Here is a 20,719-nt window from a genome sequence, read left to right as displayed (position 1 = left end):
GCCGCACCATCCGGGTCCTACCCGCCCCGCCCGACCTGCCGTTCCCGCACGTCAACCAGGTCTGGCTGATCGAACGCTACGTCACCGACAACTCCGCAGGCGAGCCTGTCCGAATTTCTGTGTAACGCCCTATCCTGCGTTCCGCAGCTCAGCGTCGATATAGTCGGCGTCGCGGCGTGAAGGCGCAGGTCAAAGCGTTGCGGCCTGGCGGAAGCCGCGAAAACGCCTAGTGACACGCCTGCCTGTGGATAACTTCTATGAGCTGCTGATCTATGCCTGGTCTCATAGTCGGTGCACGGTCGTGCCTCGTGTACGTGAAGGCGTCGACACGCAAGACCCGTGACGGGCAGACGATCCGCTACCTGCAGTTGGCCCACAACGAGTGGGACCCGGCCGCGAAGGCGTCCAAGACCCGGGTGTTGTACTCGTTCGGCCGTGCCGACCAGCTCGACGTGGCCGGTATCCGCCGCCTGGTGGACGCGTTGTCGCGGCTGCTGGCCCCGGCCGACGCCCTCGCCGCGGCCGCGCCGGCCGGGTTGTCGTTCACCGAGTCCCGGCCGCTGGGCGGGGCGTGGCTGCTCGACGGGCTGTGGCGCCGGCTGCGAATCGACACCGTCCTACGGCCGTTGGTCGGCTCGGCGCGGCGGGAGGTCGACGTGGAGCGGGTGCTGTTCGCGCTGGTCGCGAACCGGGCTCTGGCGCCTCGCCGACGTGCCAACCGGAGGCCGACGCCTGGGGCGCGGAGAGCGCGACCGTGTCCGCGCCCAGGTCGGCCAGGTCGGCCAGGTCACCGTCGCGTACGCCGAGATCCATCGTGGACGCGATCCCGGTCGGGTCGACCGCCTGAGCGGCGACCGGCTCGATCCCGTCGAACGACCGCACCACCACCTGTGTGCGGCGTACACCGGTGGCCGCCCGTACCCCGGCCAGCTCGCGGATCTCCCGCGCCGCCTCGGGCGCCAGCCCGCCCGGCGCGGACACCACCCGCTCGGCGAGCGTGCCCGCAGCACTCTGCGCAACGGTCTCCCGCTCAAGGTTGGTCTGCAGGAACCACACCGAGCCGCCGAACCCGACCGACAGCACGAGGGCGGTCAGCACGGTCGCCATGCCCTGCGCGTTGGCCCGCAGGTTGGCCGCAGCGAGGTGGCCGCTGACCCGCCAGCTCCGGGACAGCGCCGGGGTGAGCAGGCGTGCCGCGTGCGCGTTCAGCCTCGGCGCGAGCAGCGCCACCGCGATGACGAACAGGTAGAGCATGCCGGCCGCGCCGGCCAACGCCGCCGTCGGCCCGGTGCCGCCGAACGTGAACGCCCCGGGGGTGACGGCGGCGGCGAGGGTCAGCACACCGGCGATCAGCCGTACCCGGCCGCTGGGCCGAGGCTCGACGGCGATCTCGCCGAGCGCCTCGACCGGCTTGATCCCGGCGACCCGCCGCCCGGCGACCAGCGCGGCGAGCACCGCCACGAGCACCGCCGTGGCCGCCGCCGCCGGCACCGCGACGAGCCCACCGGTCATCGGAAAGTCGGCCGGGACGAACCCGCGGCCGACCAGTTCGCCGTGCACCCAGCCGGCGGCCAGCAGGCCGGCCGGCGCGCCGAGGACAGCGGCGACCAGACCCAGCAGCGCGGCCTCGGCGATCAGCATCCGACGTATCTGGCCCGGCGTCGCCGCGACCGCCCGCAGCAACGCCAGATCGCGCCGCCGATGCCGGACGGACAGACCGATCGTGCCGGCCACCACGAAGACGATCAGCAGGATGACGTACCCGCCGAACGCCGCCCCGGCCTCGATCAGCAGCGACCGGGCGGCCAGGTTCGCGGACTGCTCGGCCTCCCCCCGGTCCGCGCCGGCGTACGTGCTGGCGCCGGCCGCCGAGGCGATCCGGCGGACCGCGTCGCCCACCGCGCCGCGATCGGCGCCCGGCGCCACCCGCACGCCGATCGCGTCCACCCGGCCCGGGTGCGCGGACAGCCGCGCGGCCTGCGCGTCGGTGAAGAACACCCCGGCGGCGCCCGTGTCGGCGGTCGCGCTCACCCGGTACGGCCGACTGACCCCGCCGGCGACCAGGTCGATGCGGTCGCCCGGAGCAACGCCCAGCCGAGAGTCGACCAGCACCTCGTCATCCACCCGGGGCGCGACGCCCGCAACGATCGGGCGACCCGCGAACCCGTACGTGCCCCAGCCGTGCCCCACGCCGGCCGGCGCGCCGAGCACGACCCGGTCGTCGCCGCTCACCTGCGCGACGCCGGGCAGCCGCCGGATCTCTTCCACCAGAGCGGCGTCCACCGTGCCGCCCTCGGGCAGCGCGACGGTGCTCGTGCTGGTCCCGCCGTCGAACTCCCTGATCGTGTGGCTGACCGTGCGGTCGGCGACGACCAGGTCGGCCGTCACCCAGAGCCGCGGCTGCGGACGGAACCGCAGCCCGGACTCGACGAGGGTGCCCATGGCGACCAGGATCAGCACCCCGGCGATCAGGGCGAGCAGCGTGGCGGCGGCCGGACCGCCACGGTGGCGCAGCAGCCGGGCGGCGAGCGCGGTCATCGGACGGCCCGCCGGTCCAGCGACGCCAGGTGCTCGGCGATGCGGGCGGCCCCCAACTGCGGCAGGTCGGCGACGATCCGGCCGTCGGCCAACACGAGCACGCGGTCCGCGTACGACGCGGCCACCGGATCGTGGGTCACCATCACCACGGTCAGCCCGTGTTCGTCGACGACCGCGCGCAGCAGCGTCAACACCTCCGCCGCGGTGCCCGTGTCGAGTGCCCCGGTGGGCTCGTCACAGAAGATCACCTCGGGGCGGGTGGCCAGCGCCCGGGCGATCGCCACCCGCTGCTGCTGGCCGCCGGACAGGGCGGCCGGCCGGTCGTGCAGCCGGTCGGTGAGCCCGACCCGCTCGACCACCCGGGTCAACCAGGCGCGGTCCGGACGGACGCCGGCCAACCGCAGCGGCAGCACGATGTTCTCCTCGACGCTGAGCGCGCCGATCAGATTGAACGCCTGGAACACGAACCCGATCCGGGTGCGCCGCAGCTCGGTGAGGCGGGTCTCGGACAGCCGCGACAGGTCGGTGCCGCCGATGAGGACGCGGCCCGCGGAGGGCCGGTCCAGCCCGGCGGCGGTCTGCAGGAGCGTGCTCTTGCCGGAGCCGGAGGGCCCCATCACCGCGGTGAAGGTGCCGCGACCGAACTCGGCGTCCACCCCGGCCAACGCGGTCACCCGGGTGTGGCCGGCCTCGTACACCCTGGTGAGGTGTTCGACGCGGACGGCGGCGTCGATGGATGGTCCCGAATAGTCGGGCATTCTGCTGGCCTCTCTCCCTGTCAGCGACCGGAACTGCGGGCACCGGAAACGCTATTGAGCTGGGAGAACAGCGACCATCCCGCGGGCTGCCAGGTCCGGGTACAGCAGGCGCTACCGCTGGCCGCCGTCCAGGTAGCGCAGCACCGCGGTGACCCGGCGGTCGGCACGGTCGTCCGGCGGGAGCTGCAACTTCGCGAAGATGCTGCGGATGTGCTTGTGCACCGCGCCGTCGGTGACGAACAGCCGCTCGGCGATGGCCGTGTTGCCCAGCCCCTGGGCCATCAGCCCCAGCACCTCGCGCTCACGCGGCGACAGCTCGCTCAGCGCCGTGTCCGTCCGGCGGTTGCGGGCGAGCAGCTGCGCCACCACCTCCGGGTCGATCACGCTGCCGCCGTCGGCGACCCGGTGCAGCGCGGCGAGGAACTCCTCGACCCGGCCCACCCGTTCCTTCAACAGATAACCGAGCCCGGCGGCGCCGACCGAGAACAGCTCGGTGGCGAACGCCTGCTCCACGTACGCCGACAGGACCAGCACGGCGAGGCCGGGTCGACGCCGCCGGGCCTCCACCGCCGCCACGATGCCCTCGTCGGTGTGGGTCGGTGGCATCCGTACGTCCACGATCGCCACATCCGGCGCGTGCGCGTCGACCGCGGTCAGGAACTCGCCCGGGGTGCCCGCCGTGGCCACCACATCCAGGTCCTCCGCCCGCAGCAGCAGCGCCAGTCCCTCGCGCAGCAGCGGGTCATCCTCGGCGATCACGATCCGCATGGCAGCTCCACGTGCATCCTCGTCGGGCCCCCGGGCGGGCTGGTCAACGTCATCCGGCCGTCGTACGCCTCGACCCGCCGGCGGATGCCGGTGAGCCCGGAGCCGCGGGCCTCGTCGGCGTCGCCGTGCCCGTCGTCCCGCACGGTCACCAGCAGCCGACCCTGCTCACGGCGCACGGTCACGTCCACCTGGCTCGCACCGCTGTGCCGCACCACGTTGGTCAGCCCCTCGGCCACCACGAAGTACGCGGTGGCCTCGACCGAGGCCGCGCAGCGCACCGCCACGTCCACCTCCAGCCGGCAGGGCACCGCACAGCTGCCGGCCAGGCCCGCCAACGCTCCGGCCAGGCCCCGGTCGTCCAGCACGGGCGGCAGGATCCCGCGCACCACCGTACGCAGTTCGCCGAGCGCCTGTTCCGCCGCGTCCTGTGCCTGCCCGAGGATCTCGTCGGCCCGCTCCGGGTTGCGCCGTACCGCCCGGCGCGCGGCGCCGAGCAGCACGTTGACCGCGACCAGCCGGTTCTGGGTGCCGTCGTGCAGCGACCGCTCGATGCGGCGCAGCTCCACCGCGTGCGCGTCCAGCGCCGCGGCCCGGGTGGCGGTCAGCGCGGCGACCCGCAGCGACAGGTCGACCCCCGGCGGCGGAGGCAGCAGCCACCGGCCCGGCCACTCCTGCACGCGGGCCAGGGCCGGGCTGAACCCGACCGCGGCGGCCAGCCAGCCCAGCCCGACCAGCCCGACCACGAACGCCTCGGAGAGGCTCTCGATGCGCCACCAGCCCATGCCCGGTGCGCCGTCCTCGGGTGGGACCAGCCGGTACCACAGCGGGAACGTGATGTCCTGCAGGGCGTAGAGCGGAAGCGCGAGGCCGACCAGCCCGGACAGCAGGCCGGTGATCGCGTGCAGCGTGACCCAGCCGAGGTCCCGGCGGACGAACGGGTCGCGTACCGCCGCGCGCAACCCGAGCGGCACCGGCCCCGGTGCGGGGATCGGCGTGCCCCGGCGGGACAGCCGGGCGCGCTCCCGGTCGGCCACCGCGCGCACCGCCCGCAGCGCGCCCGGCGCCGCCAGCAGCCCCACCCCGGCCAGGCAGGCCACCGCCACGATCAGCGCCCAGAGCAGCGCGCCCAGCGCCAGCACGGCGGTGCCCAGCCCGCCGACGAGGCGCTCGATGGCGTCGACCACGACGCGGATGCGGCGCCACACGTACGCCATCCACCCCACCTCCAGCGCCAACATAGGCCACCGACCGCCCCGGTGACGGCGCCCGCCGCGGAAAGTACAGCCTGCTGTACCGCCGATCGTCGAGCTGGTGGGATCGTCGCCGCCGGGGCGGCTGCCTAGCGTCGATGGTGTCGTCGCATCACCCGGCCGACCGGTGCGTCGTACCGCTCAGAGCGGCAGCCACTCGGTGCTGGTCGTGAACTCGGCCAGCACCTCCGGCAGCGGATCGACCCCGATGCCCGGCCCGGTCGGCACCGCGAGGTGCCCCTCGTTCAGGACGAACGGTTCGGCATTCCTGGACGTCCGGCCGGACGGTCCGGAACTTCTCCGGAAAATTTCGGCGGTAGCTCTTCGGATCTTGATCCGACCATCGGGACGCTGAGGTGATCTCGCGAGCGCTGATCAATTACTGACCAGGATGGACGACACTCCCCCGGGTGCCCCTCCGTCGGGCCGAGGTTGCCGCGATGTTTCCGGAAATTGTTGACAGGATGACGACCGGGTCAATACGGTCGCCATCGACGGCGCTCGATTGTCGTCACTGCCACTCACCGCGACCCACTCCTCCGGTCGTCGCGCAGGACGACCGGCCACCACCACCAGGCGGCACCACGCCGGTGGCCGTCACCGGGCCACCGACAGCCGGCCGCCACGAGGAGGAACAGGTTCATGACCGACACCAGTCACACCCCCACCCCACCGAGGAGGCGCGGCCGGATACGGCTGCTCCTCGGCGCCGCATGCGCGGCCGTCCTGGCCGTCACGGGCACGATGACGGCCACCAACGCGTACGCCGAGGCCGACCGGACCCTCACCTCGAACCTCACCGGCACGCACAACGGCTACTTCTTCTCCTTCTGGAAGGACAGCGGCAACGCCAGCATGACGCTGCGGGCCGACGGCCGATACAGCAGCAGTTGGGACAGGAGCACCAACAACTGGGTCGGCGGCAAGGGTTGGGCCACCGGCAGCCGCCGGACCGTCACCTACTCGGGCAGCTACAACCCGGGCAACAACAACACGTACCTCGCGCTGTACGGATGGACGCGCAACCCGCTCATCGAGTACTACGTGGTGGAGAACTTCGGCAGCTACAACCCGAGCAGCGGCGCCCAACGCATGGGCACCGTCACCACCGACGGTGGCACCTACGACATCCTGCGCAGCCAGCGGGTCAACGCCCCGTCGATCGACGGCAACCAGACGTTCTACCAGTACTGGAGCGTCCGGCAGCAGAAGCGCTCAAGCGGCACCATCACCACCGCCAACCACTTCGACGCCTGGGCCCGCGCCGGCTTGAACCTCGGCACCAACCACAGCTACCAGATCATGGCCACCGAGGGCTACCAGAGCAGCGGAAGCTCCGACATCACCGTCCGGGAGGGCAGTGGCGGCAACCCGACCTCCGGGCCCACCACCGGCAATCCGGGGACCGGCAACTGCACCGCGACGCTCTCCGCCGGCCAGCAGTGGGGCGACCGGTTCAACCTCAACGTGGCGGTCAGCGGCACCAGCACCTGGGTCGTCAGCCTCGGCCTCGGCGGCGGCCAGAGCATCCAGAACAGCTGGAACGCGTCGGTCAGCGGCACGAGCGGCACCGTCACCGCCAGACCGAACGGCAACGGCAACACCTTCGGGATAACGATCATGGCCAACGGCAACTGGACCTGGCCGACCGTCACCTGCAGCACCGGCTGACCTGAAGCATTCCTCGGACACCGCATCTCCGGCGTGGCGGCCCCGGCCGCCACGCCAGAGACGTGTCAGAAAAAGTTCGCGCCGCCATGTCGAGATCTCGACCCCGGCTCCGTCCCCGAGGTGAACGCGACCAGGATGGGTCGCAGCCGCACCGAGGAGAGACAGACGATGGCCAAGTACCTGCTGCTCAAGCACTACCGGGGCGCTCCGGCCGCGGTGAACGACGTGCCGATGGACCAGTGGACGCCGGAGGAGATCTCGGCGCACATCCAGTACATGAACGACTTCGCCGCCCGGCTCGAGCAGACCGGTGAGTTCGTCGACGGTCAGGCACTGGCGCCGGAGGGGACGTTCGTCCGGTACGACGGCGAGGGGAACCCGCCGGTCACCGACGGCCCGTTCGCCGAGACCAAGGACCTCATCGCCGGCTGGATGGTGATCGACGTCGACACGTACGAGCGGGCCGTCGAATTGGCCGGGGAGCTGTCGGCCGCCCCCGGGGCGGGCGGGAAGCCGATCCACGAGTGGCTCGAGCTGCGCCCGTTCCTCACCGAACCGCCCACCATCACGGAATGACCGCACAGCTGGACGAGGCTCTGCTGCGGAGCCTCACGCCGAGCGTGCTCGGGATCCTCGGCCGCCGCGGAGTCGACTTCGCGGCGGCCGAGGACGCCGTGCAGGACGCGCTGGTCGAGGCGGTCCGCGTCTGGCCGACCGACATGCCGCGGGATCCGAAGGGGTGGCTGGTGACCGTGGCGTGGCGCCGGTTCCTCGACGCGACCCGGGCGGACGCGGCCCGCCGACGGCGTGAGGTCCTCGTCGACGACGAGCCGGCACCCGGGCCCGCGCCGACCGTGGACGACACGTTGCAGCTCTACTTCCTGTGCGCCCACCCGTCGCTGACACCGTCGTCGGCGGTCGCGCTCACGCTGCGCGCCGTCGGCGGGCTGACCACGCGCCAGATCGCCCACGCCTACCTGGTGCCCGAGGCGACCATGGCGCAACGCATCAGTCGGGCCAAGCGCACCGTCTCCGGCGTGCGGTTCGACCAGCCCGGCGACGTCGCCACCGTGCTGCGCGTGCTCTACCTGGTCTTCAACGAGGGCTACTCCGGCGAGGTCGACCTCGCCGCCGAGGCCATCCGGCTCACCCGGCAACTCGCCGCCACGATCGACCATCCCGAGGTGGCGGGGCTGCTCGCCCTCATGCTGCTGCACCACGCCCGGCGCGCCACCCGTACCGCACCGGACGGCAGCCTCGTGCCGCTCGCCGAGCAGGACCGCCGCCGATGGGACACCGCGTCGATCGCCGAAGGCGTCCAGATCCTCCAGGCCGCCCTCGCCCGGGACCGGCTGGGCGAGTTCCAGGCGCAGGCCGCCATCGCCGCCCTCCACGCCGACGCGCCCACCGCCGAGGAGACCGACTGGGTGCAGATCGTCGAGTGGTACGACGAGCTCGCGCGGCTGACCGACAACCCGGTCGTACGGCTCAACCGCGCGGTGGCCGTCGGCGAGGCCGATGGACCGCGCGCCGGTCTGGCGGCGCTCGCGGCGCTGGACGACTCGCTGCCCCGCCACACGGCGGTGGCCGCGTACCTGCACGAGCGCGACGGCGACCTGGCGACGGCGGCGCGGTTGTACGTCGAGGCGGCCCGCAAGGCCCCCAACCTCGCCGAGCGCGACCACCTGACCCGTCAGGCCGCTCGGCTCAACACCAGCCGGCGCCGCTGACCGGCCACATCCGGGACCGGTCCCGATGCGCCGGCCCGCACCGCAGGGGTGGCCGGCGCATCGCCCGGTCGTTGCGGCTCCCCTACCAGGGCAAGTCCCCGGCCTCGTCCTGGAAGGTGCCGGTCGGGCCGTCCACGTCGAGGGTCGCCAGACGCACCACGGTCCGGGCGCTCTCCTGCGGGGAGCGTCCGCCGTCGAACCCCGCGGTCATGTCGGTGGCGGTGAAGCCGGGCTCAAGGGCGTTGAACTTGATCCCCGGCTGGGACTTGGCGTACTGGACGGTGAGCATGGTGGCTGCCGACTTGGACGCGGAGTAGAGCAGCGTGGGCAGGTGGAACTCCGGTCGGTCCGGGTTGTTCACCGCCCAGAACGACCCGGCGCTGCTCGACACGGTCACCACCGTCGGGTTCGAGGATCTGCGCAGCAGAGGGAGTGCCGCCTCGGTGACGCGCACGATGCCCACCGCGTTGGTGTCGAAGATCCGCAGGGCCGTGGGACCGTCGGCGACTCCGGTGTCGAGGATGCCGGCGTTGTGCACCAGGACGTCGAGCCGGCCCTCGGCCGCGTCGATGGTGGCCAGCGCGGCGCGCACCGATGCGTCGTCGGTCACGTCGAGCTGGACGAATCGGGCGCCGAGCGTTGCCGCGGCCTTCTCACCCCGCTCGACGTCGCGCGCACCGAGATAGACGACGTGCCCCAGCTCCAGTAGTTGGCGGGCGGTCTCGAACCCGATGCCCTTGTTGGCCCCGGTGATCAGAGTGACGGTCATGGGTGTCCTCCCCGAAATATGTGGCCCGACCGGGCCGTTGCGAAAGCTATGCGTGGCGCCTCGTTGCAACCAGAGCCCCGTCCAGCCTGGGGTGTGACAGACCCCCCTCTGTCCGCCCCACGGAGTGTCAGGCTGGCCTCGTGAGCGGGACGACGAATGCCCTCGGCGCGTACCTGCGTGCCCGGCGCGCACTGGTGACGCCCGCGCAGGCGGGCATCCCCGACGGTGGTGTGCGGCGTGTGCCGGGGCTGCGGCGCGAGGAGGTCGCCATGCTCGCCGGCATCAGCGCCGACTACTACCTGCGCCTGGAGCGGGGCCGTGACCGGCACCCGTCCGTGCAGGTGCTCGAGTCGCTGGCTCGTGTGCTGCACCTCGACGACGACCACCTGACCCACCTGCTGACGCTGGTCGCCGAGGTCCCCCGGCAGCGCGGACGCCGACCGCGCCGGGAGACCGTGCCGCCCGGCGCGCTCAAGCTCCTGGACTCCCTCGTCCAGCCCGCCTTCATCGAGGGGCGCTACTTCGACATCCTGGCCTCGAACGCCCTTGCCGAAGCGCTCTCGTCGCGCCTCGCCGTCGGGGGCAACCAGCTCAGAGACCTCTTCCTGGATCCGGCCGAGCAGGCTCTGTACCCGGACTGGAAGGACGTCACGGAGTGCCTCGTCGCGAACCTGCGACAGTCCGTCGGCACCGACGTCGACGATCCCCGGTTCGTCGAGATCACCAGGGAGCTGTCCCTGGCCAGCCCCCGGTTCCGCCAGCTGTGGGCCCGCCACGAGGTACGCGGACAGAGCGGGACGGCGCTGCGGATCAATCACCCGCAGATCGGGGAGCTGACCCTCAACCGGGAACGGCTCAGCATCGGCGGGGCCGAGAGTCTGATGCTCGTCGTGTACCACCCTGACGCCGGCTCCAGCGACGCCGACAAGCTGGCGCTCCTGGCCTCGGCCGGCCTACCCACGACAGGCCGTGGACACCGGCTCCAACAGACCACCACGTGACGAACGGCCGGGCCGTCCCCGGACGGCGGCGCGACTAGACTCGCCACCGGCGTCGATCCGGGGAGCGTGCGCGGGTGAGTTCGTCCCAGCTTCTCGTCACACTGGACCGCGACAGTCCGGTCCCGTTGCAGCAGCAACTCTGCGACCAGATCAGCGGATCCGTGCGGGCCGGTCGGCTGCGCCCCGGCGATCCGGTGCCGCCCAGCCGCGAGCTGGCGCACCAGCTCAGGGTCTCGCGGACGGTGGTGACCCGGGCTTACGAGCTGCTGCGGGCCAACGGGGTGCTCAGCTCGCGGCGTGGATCCGGCACGCGGGTCAGCGCCACCCTGACCGACGCCCCGCCACCCGCCCGGCGTGCCGCCCGCGTGGACCTGCGGCCCGAGCCCCCGCTGCCCACCGACGCCGGGAGTGCGTTGTGGAAGCCGTGGGAACCGGCGCCGATGCACCGATCGGACGGGACGTACGACTTCCGGCACGGCACTCCGGCGCTGGCCAGCTTCCCGGTGGCCCGGTGGCGGCAGTCGCTCGCCGACGCGGTGGGCCGGGCCGACGCGGTGGCGCTGGGCTACGGCCCGGCCGAGGGTTCGGCGTCGTTGCGTACCCAGATCACCGCGCTGGTGCGGCGCAGCCGGGCGCTCGACGCCCCCGCCGAGAACACGGTGGTGACCAGCGGCGCCACCCAGGCCATGGACATCCTGGTCCGGCTGCTCGTCGGGCCCGACGACGTGGTGGTCATCGAGGATCCGAGCCACACGGTGCTGCGGCAGATCTTCGGCTACTCGCGGGCCGCCGTGGTGCCGGTGCCGGTCGACGAGGAGGGCCTGCGGGTCGACGAGATCGACTGCCGGGTCCGCGCGCACGGCCTCGATCCGGCCCGGGTCCGTCTGGTCTACGTCACCCCGTCGCACCAGTTTCCGACCGGGTTCATCATGTCCGACCGGCGTCGACGAGCGCTGCTGTGCTGGGCCCGCGAACACGCGGCCACGGTGCTGGAGGACGACTACCACAACGAGTTCACCTTCGTCGAAAAGCGGCTGCCGTCGCTGGCCGCCGACCCGCAGGACGCGGACGTGGTCTACGTCGGCAGCTTCAGCAAGACCCTGTTCCCCTCCCTGCGCATCGGCTACGCGGTGTTGCCGCCGCACCTCGTCCGGCCGTTCCTCGGGGTCAAGTGGATCACCGACCGGCTGACGCCGACGCTGACCCAGGAGGCGTTGGCCGAGTTCATCGCCTCCGGCGCGTACGCCCGGCACATCGGCCGGATGGACCGCCTCTACCGGCAGCGGCGCGCCCGGCTGTTGGAGTCGCTGGACGAGCAGTTCGGCGCGGGGGTGCGCGTCTCCGGCACGGCGGCCGGACTGCACGTGCTGGTCACCTTCGCCGGCGCGCCCGACGCCGACGAGGCGGAGATCGTGCGCGCCGCCGCGGCGCACGGCGTCCGGGTTTACCCGGCGTCGGGCTACTTCGTCACCCGGCCCCCGACCGCACCGACTTTCCTGATCGGGTACGCGGCGCTGCCCGCCGCCCGGATCACCGAGGGTGTGGCTCTGCTGGCCGCCGCGCTGCGGGACGTGCCGGCTCGGTGAGGCGGGGTGGGCGTCAGCGACTGGCGGTGGCCGGCTCGGCGGGCGACGGCGCGGGCCGGGCGGCCGGTCGGATCCGCAGAGCCGCGAACGCGACCACGCCGACCACCGGGATCAGCAGGAGCAGCAGGAGGACCGGCCGGTGCCCCTGGGCCTGCCAGACGAAGCCGAGACCCATCGGCACGGCCAGCCGCGCGGAGCTGAGCACGACGGCGTTGAGGGCCATGAAGCTGCCGACGCGGTGCTCCGGAACATGGTCGGCGATGTAGGTGGGCACCACCACCGACGCGATGATCTCCCCGAGGGTCCAGACCACGGTGGAGAGCAGCACGGCGGGCAGCGAGAACGCGACCACCAGCACGGCCATCCCGGTGCCCCGGGTCCAGTTCGAGGCGGCACCACTCGCCCGCCAGGTTGATTCCCCGGCCGGCCTCGATGGCGGGGACGATCGACCCACCTCCGGCCCGGGCGGCCGCCTCGCCGAACACCAGCTCGCCGTCGTCGCGCAGGAAGAACTCCACGTGCGCCACACCGGTCCGCATCCCGAAGCCGCGCAGCACGGTGGCGTTGGCGGCCAGGATGCGGCGCTCCGCCGAGGTCAGATCGTGCTTACGGGAGACCGTGCCGCCGGGTTCGTCGCGGAACTCCAGCACCGAGTACGTGTAGCGGGAGAGCTGCTCGAAGACCACCTCGCCGCCGCGCAGCAACGAGTCGACGTGGTACTCGGCGCCCCGGACGTACTCCTCGACCCGGTAGTCGTGCCGGGCGTCGGCGATCAGCGGCCAGACCCGGGCCAGGTCCGCCGCGGAGTCCACCCGGTGGGTGTCGCCGCAGGCCCAGCCAGCGTACGGCTTGACCACCACGGGCCAGCCCACCTCGGCGGCGAACTCGGCGACCGCCCCCACCGTGTCCGGGCGGCACGAGCGGGCCACCGGCACACCCAGCTCGGTGGCCCGGCGGTGCATCACGTTCTTGTCCCGGAAGGCCAGCGCCTCCTCCGGGTCGAGCCCCGGGATCCCGTGGTCGCGCCGGCAGTACGCGGCGGTGAGCACGTCGCCCTCGAAGAGCGGGAAGATGCGTCGTACCGGATGCGTGGCGACGATCGTCGCCACCGTCGAGCGGACGGTGTCGGAGTCGTCGAGGTCGGCGTGATAGCAGGCCAGACCGGCGGCTTCGGCGGCCGGCTGCCCGGTCGGCAGCAGCGCGACGGTGGCCACACCCAGCTCGGTGGCGGCGGCGACCACGCTGCGGAACTGGGCCTCGTACCGGCCGGCAGCCGGCCGGTAGATCACCAGGATCGCGCGGTCCGGCACTGCCCTCGACACCCGGTCATCGACGCGCCTGGTGTCCGCACCGCCGCTGAGCTGGGTCATCGTGATCCTCGTGAAGGTCGGGTCCGCTGGTCGGTCCGACCGTACGCAGCACGACGACCTCCGGGTGTGTCCAATTCGGGGTGATCCGGTGAGGCCAATCCGGCGGTCGGCGGCGCGACGACCTCCGGGCCTGACCCCGGGCCGGTGCCGGCGTCCAGCGCGCGGCTGAGAAACCAGCGGGTCCCGCCACCGGCAGGCGGATCAGCGCCCGAATGCCAGGTAGATGCCCAGACCGAAGTTCCCGACCAGGATGATCGCGCCCACGACCGCGAACCACCGCTGCCACGCCGTCCACCGCACTGTCTTCTGGGCCTCGACGGCGACCGCCTCCTCCAACCGGACCGCCGCGATCCTGCCCCGCTCGTCGGCGTCCCGGCGACCCGAGGTCACGCTCGCGTTCGGGAGGGTGGCGTTGGCGCGCAACTCCTCGGTGAGGGCCTGCATGGCCCGGGTCATATCATCGATCGAACCGTTGATCTGCCGCAGGTGCTCATCGTGCCCCTGCAGGCGCTGCTCGATCCGGCCCTGCTCCTGAACAAACGACCCAGCACCCGACCGGCTTGTCACGTGACGTGAGCTGATCGCCCCACAAACGTCGGCACTGTGGCACTACCATCCACTCGCCTCGAACTGTGGTCCGATCGGGTCACGGCCGGGGTTTCGGTAGATGCGGTGCCCTCCTGGGTGCCCCTCCCCACCCCGAAGGAGTCGACACGTGCGGAAAGTACTCAGCACGCTCGTGGCGGTGCTGTTCATCGCCGGGTCCGCGCAGGTCGCGCACGCGGATGCGGGGCCGGTGACGAGAGCGACGTTGACGAGCGGGAACACCTTCTCCTCAAGGGTCGAGGAGCGTCTGCTGAGCAGGACGGTCACGCTCTCGGCCGGCGAGTCGCGGCACGTACGGGGCCGTCTCGAGGCGACGAGCAGCGTGACGCAGATCGTGGCGATGAACAACACGCTCAAGTGTGTGGACGCGGGCGGTGCCGTTGTCGGCACCACCTCGACGTCGTCCCGCAACCACGAGGGCTCGGACACCACGTACTACGCGACGCCCGGGCATCTGCCGATCTACGCCGACCTGCTGTTCACCGCACCGTCGGCCGGCACCTACACCTGCGGCCTCTACGGATACACGGCCTCCAGCTCGCTCACCGACTACTACCTGACCGCCGTCGCCACCAACACCTGGCTCGAGGTGAGCGACATCAACCAGGTGGGCGCGCGGTGGTGGCAGAACCCCTCCTGCAACAGCACCGGGACGTCCAGCACCTGCACCTACATCGGCGCGGGCACCTCCACGGCCTGGGTGTTCTACAACGACGGCACGCCCGTGTACAAGTGGAACGCCGCCAGCAACGCAACCAGCGTGCAGGCGCTGGCCAACCTCGAACTCACCACCTGCTACACGGGCACCGCCTCATGCAGCAGCAGCATCGACGCGTACGAGATGCCGCGCGGCACCAACGCTGTGGTGGATGTGCGCTTCGAGATGATCCAGCTCGACACGACGGCGCACACCTGTCGTACGACGAGCACGGCCACGTCCCGCAAGGCGATCCGCGACGACGCACACCACTACGTCGCGAACTTCGCCCTGTCCGGTATCCCGATCGACCCGACCTGCGGTACCCGCAGCTTCATCATGCGGATCTTCGTGCAGCATGTCTCCGGCAACCCGATCAAGATCGACGGCGTGCAGAGCACCACGTCGCTCACGAACGGCATCGCCATGAACATTTTCTGACGGGGCCCACCACCATCGACGCGGAGCTATACGATGCTGGCACCGTCCATTAAGGAGGCTCTATGCGGAGACGCATGGTGTTGATCTGCTGCGTAGTCACCACGATCGTGGTCACATCGTCCCCCGCCCAGGCGAACGAATCCACAGCCGGGCCAGCCCCGCAAACCGGCTTCGCCGCGGCCGTCGACGTCGAGGCAATGACCGCGCAGTTCCACCGGTTGGAAGCCGTTGCCGCCGCGCACCCCGACGGTGCGGGTGGCACCTACTTCGACGAGCAGACCGGGCAGCTGGTCGTCCGCCAGGTGCAGAACACCGAGGGCGACCGGCTGCGCTCCGCAGTGGGCTCGCGCTCGCGCCAGGCGGGAGAGGTCCCGGTCCGGTTCGAGACCACCGCGGTACCAATCAAGCGACTGGAAGCCGCAGTCGCGCGGTTGGAGAGTAGCCGCACCTGGGCTGGCTCCCACGCGGCCAGCGTTGACCGGGTCAAGCTGGACCGCCTCGCAGCACAGGTCGTCATCCACGCTTCTGGTGACGCGGACGCACTCGTCGCCGCCGCGGTCAGGGCCACGGGCGTGACGCCCCGGGTGTCGATCTCGAAGGCCGGGATCACGCCCGCCAGCCGCCGGGTCGACACCGCCCCCTACTACGGCGGGCTGGCCATGTTCAACTACAACGTGACCGCCGCGGGAGGCAATCCGCGTACGGTGGACGCGTACTGCACGACCGGCTTCCGGATGACTCGCGGAGGCACGAACAGCAACTGGGTGACGACCGCAGGGCACTGCGGCTCCAACGGCACCACCTTCTGGCACAACGGTGGTTGGAACCTCCGCGTCAGCTCGAACTACCTGAGCCTGGGCACGGACGTCTCCATGGTCGCCGGCGAGAACGGCGCCTACTTCAGCCGGTACTCCTGGTTCGGCGAGCGCGACGCGTCGACGGCCAACCCGGTCACGGCGAAGCTGACCGGCTGGCCCGCCGTCGGGTCCGCCGTCTACATCTCCGGCTCCAACGGCGGCCTGGTGTACGGCAGGGTCACCGACACCGGCAACACCGGGTGCACCGGTTCCCCGGTGGTCGAGGTCGACACCGTCACCGGGCACGCGCAGGACGGCCCCGTGCTCGGCGGTGACTCGGGCGGGCCGGTCACGAGGTGGAACTCCGCCACCTCAGCGACGAACGACCTCGTCGCCGAGGGCAGCATCACGTGCTCCGACCGCAGCAGTTACGCCGAGTTCGACCCGATCCACCGCATTGAGGCGGCGACCGGCGCCGTCGTCGTGGTCGCCGGCACCTGACACCACCCGTGCGGGCGGCGCGCTGACCAACGCCGCCCGCACACCCGCCCCTGCAAACCTCGCGATCACACAATCCGCGACCACACGCCGCGAGAACAGCCGGCCACGACCTGCTGGCCATCGGGCAAGCTTCCCGGAGGGCGAGGGCGTCGCCAGCCTCAGCGGGGGGTGCCGCCCGGTCGACCTCGGCCCGCTCCGGAGGCACGATGATCGATGCGCGGCGCCCGCACCACCGGGGAGGTGCCAGACCCGGGGCGGAAGTCCCGAGCCGCGCTGGCGACCATCTCGTCGGAATCGCCACCAAGCGCCTGCCGGATGTGCGGCGGGACCACCGCCGACGTCGCCATCGACATCCGCACCTGTACGGAGCGGTCATCAACCAGGCGGCGCAAATCCGCCTCTTCCAGTTCGAGCGCGAGCACCAGCGCGACGCGGACATCCACCGCGGGATCCTGGGCAAGTGCGCTGCGCTGGGCAGTGGTGGTCCGCGGGTTGCGGGCGAGCCCCTTGCGTACGCGTACGGTGCGATCGGCCATCAGGGCGGTGATCACGTCCGGGTCGTGGGTGTGGGTGGCGAGTCGTTCCCGTACCTCGGGTGAGACGTCGTTGACGAGCCGCGCGGCCAACTCGGGCTCCAGGTCGCGCGTCTCGGCGAGGAGACCGCGAAGCTCCTTGTCGGGGGCCTCCGTCATCACCCGGCGAATCGACTCGTCGCAGGCTGGGTTGCCGGCGACCGCCCAGCGGACCCACCGGTCGGCGTCCTTGACGAGGAGCAGGAGATTGCCGATCGAGGTCGAGGGATTTCTCGCCACGGCCTCTCGGACGTGACGATCATGATCCCGAGCCAGCGGTCGCAGTGCCTGCGCGGGCGCGTCCGTGCGGGATGCGACCGCCTTACGGACCACGGCCGACGGGTCGGACGCCAGGTCGATGAGGGTCATCTGTGCGGTCGTGGGGTCCTGCGCGACGACGAGCCGCATAGCGGCGCCGCCACCCGTCGCACCGTCCGTGGCGGCACCTGACGCACTGTGACGATTGGGCCCGCCGACGTCCTGTTGTTTCCCCATGGGCGCCATCATGTCACGAGCCGATTGGGGGACCGCGGGCGTGACCAGCGCTTACGACGGCGCCGCACCTGTGGCAGCCCATCTCCGGTCAGCACACATCGTCACCCCGCAGTGCCGATCCCATGCTCGGCCAGCCGGCGTACGCCTTCGCCGATGTCCATTTCCGGCCAGAGTTGGTGCGCGACCCAGTCCCGCCACGCGCGCGGCGGCTCATCGGCCTGGAAGTAGGCGATCCCCTCAGCCTCGTCCATGGGCGCGGCCTCCCACCAGTGCCACCACACCATCAGATGCCACTCACCGTCGCCCATGCGCCAGCCAATGCTGTACCGCTCGATCTGCGGGTGGGCTCGCCACGGCGGCAGGATCCGCCCGTGGGCATGGAGCTGTTCGCGTACGGCCGCGTCGAGGAGTTCGCGGGTCCGGTCGTCCATCGTTCGGGTGCTCCTCAGCTCAGCTCTATCACGGGCCGGGTCAGGATCGCCGATGCTCAGCTCGTATGGGTTGAGCTGCGGGTGTTCATCGGCGTCCTGTTGGACGGTCAGCGAGGCGAGCGAGTCCTCGGGGGCGCGGAGTCGATCGACGGATTTCCCGGCCTCAGTGGGGGTTGGCCGCCAGGTGAGGCTTTGTGCTGGCTGGTGGCGGGTGCGCCTGACTGTCGCGCTGCCGGAGATTCGAGTCCTGCAAGGGACGCGAAGCCGTTCCAGTGGCCGAACGCGAGGCCGCTGTCCGGCCTCACGGTCCGCTGTCCCCTTCGGGAAGTCGGGGCACCGGTTGCGTGCGGGCCGAGGTCCTGTCGAGGAGCTTCTGCAGCCCTCGGCGGCGCCGTCCTGGCCGTAGCGGGGGCAACGGCCGGGTGGCCGCGCCTGGGATCGGACGCCGGCTCTCCTTGTGGGCTCTGGCCACTGGGAGGTGCTGTCTTCCCTCGTAAAAAGAAGCTCAATGCCTCCTGTACTAGGCCGGCTGACGCCACTGGTTCCAAGATGACGTGATGTCCCGGTTCAGGCGGCAGCAGGGGAGGTGTGCTGGCGATCGGTACGAAGAAACCGTTGGCCTTCCTCCTCACCGACGGAAGGTTCTTTTCCGGCTGTTTCGGGTGGTCTGGCTGTGTCATGGGGACGACATCCTCCTCTATGCGATCTGCATCTTCAACGCGTAGCGTTGCGGAACGGTTCATTCCGATGCGTGTGTTGATGGAAGCTCGAGTGTGATTGTGCAGGCGAGGCAGGATCCGTGGTGAGGCTACGGCTCGACGCTTATCACTGCGGTACTGGGCTCGCATGCGGTGAACAGGTTGCGGTGGGCGCCGGTGGCGCGGCGGCGGCGGCGGCCATCCGGCGTACCGCTTCGGTGATCAGCTCCGGCGCGGTGGCCAGATTCAGCCGGACGTGACCGGCGCCGCCGGCGCCGAAGGCCGTGCCGGAGTTGAGCGCCACCCGACCACGGTCGAGGAACACGGCGGCGGGGTCGTCGCCGAGACCCAGGGCGCGGCAGTCGAGCCAGGCGAGATAGGTGGCCTGACCGGGGCGGTAACGGATCGCCGGCAGGTGCTCGGCGAGCAGTGCGGCGAGGAGCCGGCGGTTGTCGTCCAGGCCGGTCAACAAGGCGTCGAGCCACTCGTCGCCGTCGCGAAAGGCGGCGGTGTGGGCGATCACGCCGAGATGGCTGGTGCTGACCATGGTGCCGAACGGGACGCGGGCGAGGTCCGCCGCCGCGGCCGGGCCGGCGATGAGCAGCGCACCGCGCAGGCCGGCCAGGTTCCACCCCTTGGAGGCGGACATCAGCGACAGGCCGTCCTCGGTGCCGGGGACCGAGAGGTACGGCACGAAGCGCGCTCCGCCGAGCACCACCGGAGCGTGGATCTCGTCGGCGATCACCCGCACCCCGTGGCGCCCGGCCATGCTGGCGACGGCGGCCAACTCGTCCCCGGTGTGCAGGACGCCGGTCGGGTTGTGCGGGCTGCACAGCAGGTACGCCGCCGGCCGCCCGTCGGCCCGCGCCTGCCGGAACGCGTCCTCCAGCGTGCCGATGTCGATCCGCAGGTCCGCGCCGAGCGGCGCCTCCACGATCCGGCGGCCGGCATGCGCCACGAACTCGTAGAACGGCGGGTAGACCGGGCAGTTGACGACCACCGCGTCCCCCGGCTCGGTGACCAGCCGCAGCGCCTCGACGACGCCGTGCATGACATCGGGCACCGCCGCGGTGCGCTCCACGGCCAGCCCGTCCCAACCCCACCGCCGCCGGGCGAACTCCGCCAGCGCCTGGGGGTACGCCGAGCCGCCGTGTAGCCGGTGTCGCCGCGCGCGACGGCGTCGGTGATCGCCCGGACGACCGGGTCGGCCAGCGGTACGTCCATCTCGGCCACCCACAGCGGCAGCACGTCGGCCGGATACTCCCGCCACTTGAGGCTCGTCCGTTGCCGGAGTTGGTCGATCGTGAGCTGGCGAAGGGGATTCACCGCGTCTCGGACGCCGCTCGGCAGGCCACTCATGGCCGAAGCCTATTGCGCCCCGACGCCTGGCGCGCCCCGTCGACCGCCTGCGCCGCCAGGCCGAGTACGCCGCGTCCTCACCGGGGCCACACAGCGGCGTTGACCGTCGGTGGCCAGCCGTTGAGCGCGTCGATCGCACGCACGAACCGCACGCACTGGTCGACGAACCCCGTTCCCGCGTCACTCAGTCGCAGCGCCTGGATCGCCGCCCGTGGATCGCTGACCGGAAACAGCTGAAGCTGGCATTCCTCGATCTGGCCGCCACCGCGAATGGCCGCCGCCAGCGTGACTGCCGCCCCGACGGTAACGCCCACGCAGGTCCGGTCCGGGGTGCACCACAGGACGGTTTGTGCGGGCTCATCGAACTCGGGACAGGCCGGGTACGCGCTGGTGTGCAGGGACGCGCCGTCGTCCTCGTCGCCCACCACGACGTGGTAGTCCGGGCCGGAGCGGGCGTAGTCGGGCCCCACCAGATCGGTGCCCACGATGGTCGTCTCCTGCTCGACCGGGGTCAGCACCCGACCCGGATCGACCAACCTCCCGCGGTCGTGCCGGCGGCCGGCACGTACGGCGATCACCGGCACCGGACAGCCGCCCAGCAGCTCGGTCAGGATCTCCCGGGTCGTCCTCACCAGAGCGGCGACGGAGAAGGCGACCGGCGTCGTTGCCTGCAGGTCCACG

Annotated in this window: 16 protein-coding genes and 2 pseudogenes; 7 read left to right on the top strand and 11 right to left on the bottom strand. The window is 71.7% G+C overall.

What is annotated here, in order from left to right; genetic code table 11:
• Positions 1-543: 543 nt before the first annotated feature.
• The 4 genes from AB0H52_RS25485 to AB0H52_RS25470 all read right to left on the bottom strand — a co-directional run bounded on the left by AB0H52_RS25485 (position 544) and on the right by AB0H52_RS25470 (position 5,278).
• Positions 544-2,538, bottom strand: coding sequence for an ABC transporter permease (locus AB0H52_RS25485; RefSeq protein ID WP_357950520.1), 1,995 nt, complete (start codon positions 2,536-2,538; stop codon positions 544-546).
• Complete coding sequence (locus AB0H52_RS25480) at positions 2,535-3,296, bottom strand: ABC transporter ATP-binding protein (protein ID WP_151489006.1); 762 nt, start codon at positions 3,294-3,296, stop codon at positions 2,535-2,537. The genes AB0H52_RS25485 and AB0H52_RS25480 overlap by 4 nt, the downstream gene beginning before the upstream one ends.
• Positions 3,297-3,407: 111 nt before the next feature.
• Positions 3,408-4,064, bottom strand: a complete 657-nt coding sequence (locus tag AB0H52_RS25475) for a response regulator transcription factor (protein WP_151489005.1) — start codon at positions 4,062-4,064, stop codon at positions 3,408-3,410.
• Positions 4,052-5,278 carry a sensor histidine kinase gene (locus tag AB0H52_RS25470; RefSeq protein ID WP_151489004.1) on the bottom strand — a complete coding sequence of 409 codons (1,227 nt, stop codon included), beginning with the start codon at positions 5,276-5,278 and terminating at the stop codon, positions 4,052-4,054. Before AB0H52_RS25470 ends, AB0H52_RS25475 begins: the two co-directional genes overlap by 13 nt.
• Before the next feature lie 678 nt (positions 5,279-5,956).
• Here AB0H52_RS25470 and AB0H52_RS25465 point away from each other — a divergent pair.
• From AB0H52_RS25465 to AB0H52_RS25455, 3 genes are all read left to right on the top strand, one after another.
• Entirely contained in the window at positions 5,957-6,985 is a 1,029-nt protein-coding gene (locus AB0H52_RS25465) for a glycoside hydrolase family 11 protein (protein ID WP_151489003.1), read from the top strand.
• A gap of 168 nt (positions 6,986-7,153) precedes the next feature.
• On the top strand, positions 7,154-7,561 hold the full coding sequence (locus AB0H52_RS25460; RefSeq protein WP_151489002.1) for a YciI family protein: 408 nt from the start codon (positions 7,154-7,156) through the stop codon (positions 7,559-7,561).
• An 8-nt stretch (positions 7,562-7,569) separates the two neighbouring features.
• Positions 7,570-8,715, top strand: coding sequence for a DUF6596 domain-containing protein (locus AB0H52_RS25455; protein WP_151489009.1), 1,146 nt, complete (start codon positions 7,570-7,572; stop codon positions 8,713-8,715).
• A gap of 82 nt (positions 8,716-8,797) precedes the next feature.
• Here AB0H52_RS25455 and AB0H52_RS25450 read toward each other — a convergent pair whose 3' ends face one another.
• Positions 8,798-9,484 carry an SDR family NAD(P)-dependent oxidoreductase gene (locus AB0H52_RS25450; RefSeq protein WP_151489001.1) on the bottom strand — a complete coding sequence of 229 codons (687 nt, stop codon included), beginning with the start codon at positions 9,482-9,484 and terminating at the stop codon, positions 8,798-8,800.
• Positions 9,485-9,624: 140 nt separating this feature from the next.
• Between AB0H52_RS25450 and AB0H52_RS25445 the strand changes: the two genes are divergently transcribed.
• Positions 9,625-10,485, top strand: a complete 861-nt coding sequence (locus tag AB0H52_RS25445) for a helix-turn-helix transcriptional regulator (protein ID WP_151489000.1) — start codon at positions 9,625-9,627, stop codon at positions 10,483-10,485.
• Between the two features lie 74 nt (positions 10,486-10,559).
• Positions 10,560-12,071, top strand: a complete 1,512-nt coding sequence (locus tag AB0H52_RS25440) for a PLP-dependent aminotransferase family protein (RefSeq protein WP_151488999.1) — start codon at positions 10,560-10,562, stop codon at positions 12,069-12,071.
• A gap of 452 nt (positions 12,072-12,523) precedes the next feature.
• Here the strand turns inward: AB0H52_RS25440 and AB0H52_RS25435 are convergent.
• A pseudogene (locus AB0H52_RS25435) lies at positions 12,524-13,033 on the bottom strand (ATP-grasp domain-containing protein); the annotation flags it as partial.
• Positions 13,034-13,642: 609 nt separating this feature from the next.
• Entirely contained in the window at positions 13,643-14,008 is a 366-nt protein-coding gene (locus AB0H52_RS25430) for a DUF2207 domain-containing protein (RefSeq protein WP_151488998.1), read from the bottom strand.
• A gap of 148 nt (positions 14,009-14,156) precedes the next feature.
• Between AB0H52_RS25430 and AB0H52_RS25425 the strand changes: the two genes are divergently transcribed.
• Together AB0H52_RS25425 and AB0H52_RS25420 are read left to right on the top strand one after the other, a co-directional pair.
• Complete coding sequence (locus AB0H52_RS25425) at positions 14,157-15,185, top strand: hypothetical protein (RefSeq protein WP_225854245.1); 1,029 nt, start codon at positions 14,157-14,159, stop codon at positions 15,183-15,185.
• 62 nt (positions 15,186-15,247) lie between these two features.
• Positions 15,248-16,483: a hypothetical protein gene (locus AB0H52_RS25420; protein ID WP_151488997.1), complete on the top strand. Its 1,236-nt coding sequence runs from the start codon at positions 15,248-15,250 to the stop codon at positions 16,481-16,483.
• A 158-nt stretch (positions 16,484-16,641) separates the two neighbouring features.
• Here the strand turns inward: AB0H52_RS25420 and AB0H52_RS25415 are convergent, their stop codons facing one another.
• The 4 genes and pseudogenes from AB0H52_RS25415 to AB0H52_RS25400 form a co-directional block, all read right to left on the bottom strand.
• Positions 16,642-17,424 carry a DUF2336 domain-containing protein gene (locus tag AB0H52_RS25415; RefSeq protein ID WP_151488996.1) on the bottom strand — a complete coding sequence of 261 codons (783 nt, stop codon included), beginning with the start codon at positions 17,422-17,424 and terminating at the stop codon, positions 16,642-16,644.
• 227 nt (positions 17,425-17,651) lie between these two features.
• On the bottom strand, positions 17,652-17,981 hold the full coding sequence (locus AB0H52_RS25410) for a hypothetical protein (protein ID WP_357950512.1): 330 nt from the start codon (positions 17,979-17,981) through the stop codon (positions 17,652-17,654).
• Positions 17,982-18,806: 825 nt separating this feature from the next.
• A pseudogene (locus tag AB0H52_RS25405) lies at positions 18,807-20,038 on the bottom strand (aminotransferase class I/II-fold pyridoxal phosphate-dependent enzyme).
• 77 nt (positions 20,039-20,115) lie between these two features.
• Positions 20,116-20,718 carry a hypothetical protein gene (locus AB0H52_RS25400; protein WP_225854242.1) on the bottom strand — a complete coding sequence of 201 codons (603 nt, stop codon included), beginning with the start codon at positions 20,716-20,718 and terminating at the stop codon, positions 20,116-20,118.
• Position 20,719: the final 1 nt, after the last annotated feature.

The organism is Micromonospora sp. NPDC050695 (assembly GCF_040654415.1).
Classification (GTDB): Bacteria; Actinomycetota; Actinomycetes; order Mycobacteriales; family Micromonosporaceae; genus Micromonospora.
This window is presented reverse-complemented; position numbering and strand designations above follow the sequence as displayed.

Coding starts and splice junctions, on each gene's coding strand:
- AB0H52_RS25485 (WP_357950520.1), bottom strand. CDS start 2,538: ATGACCGCGCTCGCCGCCCGGCTGCTGCGCCACCGTGGCGGTCCGGCC.
- AB0H52_RS25480 (WP_151489006.1), bottom strand. CDS start 3,296: ATGCCCGACTATTCGGGACCATCCATCGACGCCGCCGTCCGCGTCGAA.
- AB0H52_RS25475 (WP_151489005.1), bottom strand. CDS start 4,064: ATGCGGATCGTGATCGCCGAGGATGACCCGCTGCTGCGCGAGGGACTG.
- AB0H52_RS25470 (WP_151489004.1), bottom strand. CDS start 5,278: ATGGCGTACGTGTGGCGCCGCATCCGCGTCGTGGTCGACGCCATCGAG.
- AB0H52_RS25465 (WP_151489003.1), top strand. CDS start 5,957: ATGACCGACACCAGTCACACCCCCACCCCACCGAGGAGGCGCGGCCGG.
- AB0H52_RS25460 (WP_151489002.1), top strand. CDS start 7,154: ATGGCCAAGTACCTGCTGCTCAAGCACTACCGGGGCGCTCCGGCCGCG.
- AB0H52_RS25450 (WP_151489001.1), bottom strand. CDS start 9,484: ATGACCGTCACTCTGATCACCGGGGCCAACAAGGGCATCGGGTTCGAG.
- AB0H52_RS25420 (WP_151488997.1), top strand. CDS start 15,248: ATGCGGAGACGCATGGTGTTGATCTGCTGCGTAGTCACCACGATCGTG.
- AB0H52_RS25415 (WP_151488996.1), bottom strand. CDS start 17,424: ATGACCCTCATCGACCTGGCGTCCGACCCGTCGGCCGTGGTCCGTAAG.
- AB0H52_RS25410 (WP_357950512.1), bottom strand. CDS start 17,981: ATGGACGACCGGACCCGCGAACTCCTCGACGCGGCCGTACGCGAACAG.